The following is a 3,702-nucleotide window of genomic DNA, read 5'->3' on the forward strand; positions in this document are numbered from 1 at the left end:
GGACGCGCCCGCGCCCGGCACGCCCGCGCTCGCCCCACCGGGTCCGGCGCCGGCGCCGGAGCCACCCGGTCCGGCGGTCGTGGCGCCGCCTGGCCCGGTCTCGGGGCCGCCCCCGGGTCCGGCCGGTGTCGTCGCCGCCGGCGCCGTCGTGGTGACGCTGGCGGGCGTCGTGACGGTGGTGGTGACGGTCGAAGTCGTCGTCGGGTTCTTGTTGTTGTTGCCTGAGCTGCAGCCCGCGGTCAACGAGCTCAAGGCGATCGCCGCGGCGATCCCCGCGGCGATGGAAACCCGCCGCGCGGTTCCATTACCGGTCATGTCAACACCAATCTCTGTAAGGAGCCATGTCCTTAGTCCCCTTACCCACTCGGGTCGAAAATCAATCAATCGGTGACGCCAGCCGGGTGGGACGCTCGTGCCCGCGCAGGGTCACCGTCTCGCCCAAAGACCAACGGGCGCGCTCATTCTCGCTCGCGCCTTCGAGCGCATCGGCGGTTGCGAGCAACCGCCCGGGATGGGACTTGGCGAGCTCGCACAGGCGGGCCGCCTCGTTGACCGGCCCGCCGATCACGGTGTATTCGAAGCGTTCCCTGGCGCCGACGTTGCCGGCGACGACCTGGCCCGCCGCGACGCCGATGCCGGCCTGGCACTCGGGCATCTCTTCGTTGAGCCGCTCGACCATGGCTCTCGCGGCGGCCAGCGCCTCGTCTTCCGGACGCTCCAGACGATTCGGGGCCCCGAAAATGGCCAGCGTCGCGTCGCCCTCGAACTTGTTGACCAGCCCGCAGTGTCGGTCCACTTCCTCGACGACGATGCCGAAGAATTGATTGAGCACCGAAACGACTTCGGCCGGAGGGCGGCTGGTGACTAGTTGGGTGGAGCCGACGATGTCGATGAACACGACCGCGACATGACGTTCTTCGCCCCCCAGCTTCGGCCGCTCGCGTTCCGCGGCCAAAGCGACCTCGCGTCCGACGTGCCGGCCGAAAAGGTCACGGACACGCTCGCGTTCGCGTAACCCGTCGACCATCGAGTTGAATCCCCGTTGCAGCTCACCGAGTTCGGTGCCATCGAAAACAACGAGATCGCCGCGCAGATCGCCACGCTCGACGCGGCGCAACGCCGCGCGCACCACGCGCACCGGAGTTGCGGTGAGCCAGGCCAGGATCCACATCAGCAGGCAACCGAAGATCACCGTGGCCATCGAAATGATCAACACGCCGACCGCGAATTGGGTTTGGGTGAGGTTACGCATCAGCAGCTCGAAGCCAGCCAGGCAGGCGATGCCGAGCACCGGCAGTCCCGAGGCCAGGAACCAGACCACCATGGTCCGGCCCATGATGCCGGCAGAGAAACGCCGTGGCGGTGGCCCCGCCTCCAGTGCCTGTGCCGCGACGGGACGCAGGGCAAACTCGGCGATCAGATAGCTGGCGGTCGCCACCAGGATGCCGCAGATGGCCACCGCGATGAGGAACCGCGGGATGAACAGGGTGTTGACCAGGCCGTAGAGCGTCGTATACACGACCGCCCCGACACCCCACAGGATGAGGTCGAAGCGGGCGATCCGCCAGGGCGCCAGGAAGGTGTTGCGCTCGTCTTCCGCGTTCGGCTGGCGCTCCTCGATCGCCCAGCGCAACGAGAGCACGGTCCGGCGGGTGATCCAATAGGTGCCCACCGCCAGGGCCAACGCGATGTAGGCCGGTGAGACCGCGAACGTGATCCAGGCCGGCGCGTCGTGGAAGATGCTCGGCTGGGGAATGGCGACAATCACCAACAGCAGTGCCACGCCGATGCCGATCAGGTTCACGCCAAGGACCAGCACGGTCAGGATGATCTGGATGCGGACGCGGCGACGTGCCTGGCTCTCGGAGACCCGTCCCAGCAGCAGGGAGCCGTACGCCGGGGTCTCCGGCAACCGGCCGCTCTGGCGGGTGACCCTTTCGAGCACCCGCCCGATGCGTTTCGCCAAGCTCTGCGTGGCCGACATGGTGGCGTCAGCCTAATTTGTCGGCCACGCTCTAAGGTGAGTCGGGTGCGTCTAGTGATCGCCCAGTGCACTGTGGACTACGTCGGCCGGCTCACCGCGCATCTTCCCTCGGCCCGCAGGCTGCTGCTGTTCAAGGCCGACGGATCGGTCAGCGTGCATGCCGATGACCGCGCCTACAAGCCGTTGAATTGGATGAGCCCGCCGTGCTGGATGACCGAGGAGCCCGGTGAGCAGGCGCCGGTGTGGGTGGTGCAGAACAAGGCCGGCGAACAGCTGCGCATCACCGTCGAGGATGTCGAGCACGACTCCAGCCACGACCTCGGGGTGGACCCCGGGCTGGTCAAGGACGGGGTCGAGGCCCACCTGCAGGCGTTGCTCGCCGAGCACGTGCAACTGCTCGGCGAGGGCTACACGCTGGTTCGTCGCGAATACATGACCGCCATCGGGCCCGTCGACCTGCTTTGCCGTGACGAGCAGGGCGGGTCGGTCGCGGTGGAGATCAAGCGACGCGGCGAGATCGACGGGGTCGAGCAGCTGACCCGTTACCTCGAGTTGCTCAACCGCGACAGCGTGCTTGCCCCGGTGAAGGGCGTGTTCGCGGCCCAGCAGATCAAACCACAGGCGCGCACACTGGCCACCGACCGCGGGATCCGTTGCATCACATTGGATTACGACAAGATGCGCGGCATGGACAGCGACGAATACCGACTGTTCTGAGCCTCCCGGCTAGGCTGGCGGCATGGCCCGGCGCCGCCCACCGCCACGTCGGCGGTGGCAGTCGTCGCCGCCCCCGGCGTCACGCCGGGTGGAGATCGGCCCCGACGGCCACGAGTACGAGGTCCGTCCGGTCGCGTCCGCCCGTGCGGTCAAGACCTACCGCTGTCCGGGTTGTGATCACGAAATTCGCGTCGGCGCCCCACATCTGGTGGTGTGGCCCGTCGATCCGACGCTCGGCGGGGCCGACGATCGGCGGCATTGGCATACCCCGTGCTGGAACCACCGCGCTACGCGGGGTCCGACCCGGAAGTGGTCTTGATCAGGCGGCCGGTTCGACCAGCTCGATGAGGACGCCGCCGGCGTCCTTGGGGTGGATGAAGTTGATCCGCGAGTTTGCCGTGCCACGACGCGGGGCTTCGTAGACGAGCCGGATGCCCTGGGAGCGCAGGTGCTCGATCACGCCGTCCAGGTCGCTTACGCGGACCGCCATCTGCTGGATGCCGGGCCCGCGCTTGTCAAGGAATTTGGCGATGGTCGAGGAGTCGTCGATCGGGGCCATCAGCTGGATCTGCGCGGTACCGGTCGGAGCGCCCCGCACGGCCAGCATCGCCTCGCGGATTCCCTGGTCCTCATTGACTTCCTCGTGCATCAGGATCATGCCGAGGTGATCGTGGTACCAAGCGATTGCCGTGTCGAGGTCGGCGACTGCGATGCCGACGTGATCGATCGCCGTCACCAGCCCGGTGGCCAGGATCTGACGGGCGTCAACTTGATCGGTCGTCATCACATAAAGGTAACCTGGCGGCAAAGATTGCGCTTCTCCGGGAGGCCGGATCGGCCGTCCGCGGACCTTTGGGAGGTTGTTATGACGACGTCGGTGATCGTTGCTGGAGCGCGCACGCCGATCGGCAAGTTGATGGGTTCGCTGAAGGATTTTTCGGCCAGCGATTTGGGTGCGATTGCGATTGCCGGAGCGTTGGAGAAGGCCAACGTTCCCGCCT

The 3,702-nt window shown here is 67.1% G+C and carries 4 protein-coding genes and 2 pseudogenes; 3 read left to right on the plus strand and 3 right to left on the minus strand.

Annotated features, from left to right (window positions below; all coding sequences use genetic code 11):
* A pseudogene (locus BRW65_RS30670) lies at positions 1–315 on the minus strand (hypothetical protein); the annotation flags it as partial.
* Between the two features lie 61 nt (positions 316–376).
* Positions 377–1,984, minus strand: a complete 1,608-nt coding sequence (locus BRW65_RS30675; RefSeq protein WP_073881205.1) for an adenylate/guanylate cyclase domain-containing protein — start codon at positions 1,982–1,984, stop codon at positions 377–379.
* 45 nt (positions 1,985–2,029) lie between these two features.
* Between BRW65_RS30675 and nucS the strand changes: the two genes are divergently transcribed.
* Both nucS and BRW65_RS32595 read left to right on the plus strand, forming a co-directional pair.
* Positions 2,030–2,701: an endonuclease NucS gene (nucS, locus tag BRW65_RS30680; protein WP_073881207.1), complete on the plus strand. Its 672-nt coding sequence runs from the start codon at positions 2,030–2,032 to the stop codon at positions 2,699–2,701.
* A 22-nt stretch (positions 2,702–2,723) separates the two neighbouring features.
* Positions 2,724–3,020, plus strand: a complete 297-nt coding sequence (locus tag BRW65_RS32595; protein WP_073881209.1) for a hypothetical protein — start codon at positions 2,724–2,726, stop codon at positions 3,018–3,020.
* Here the strand turns inward: BRW65_RS32595 and mce are convergent, their stop codons facing one another.
* Positions 3,021–3,488, minus strand: coding sequence for a methylmalonyl-CoA epimerase (gene mce, locus BRW65_RS30690; protein WP_167374122.1), 468 nt, complete (start codon positions 3,486–3,488; stop codon positions 3,021–3,023). It lies immediately after the preceding gene.
* A 78-nt stretch (positions 3,489–3,566) separates the two neighbouring features.
* Here mce and BRW65_RS30695 point away from each other — a divergent pair.
* Positions 3,567–3,702 (plus strand): annotated as a pseudogene (locus BRW65_RS30695) (acetyl-CoA C-acyltransferase); the annotation flags it as partial.

Source organism: Mycobacterium paraffinicum (assembly GCF_001907675.1).
GTDB classification, from domain to species: domain Bacteria; phylum Actinomycetota; class Actinomycetes; order Mycobacteriales; family Mycobacteriaceae; genus Mycobacterium; species Mycobacterium paraffinicum_A.

Coding starts and splice junctions, on each gene's coding strand:
- BRW65_RS30675 (WP_073881205.1), bottom strand. CDS start 1,984: ATGTCGGCCACGCAGAGCTTGGCGAAACGCATCGGGCGGGTGCTCGAA.
- BRW65_RS32595 (WP_073881209.1), top strand. CDS start 2,724: ATGGCCCGGCGCCGCCCACCGCCACGTCGGCGGTGGCAGTCGTCGCCG.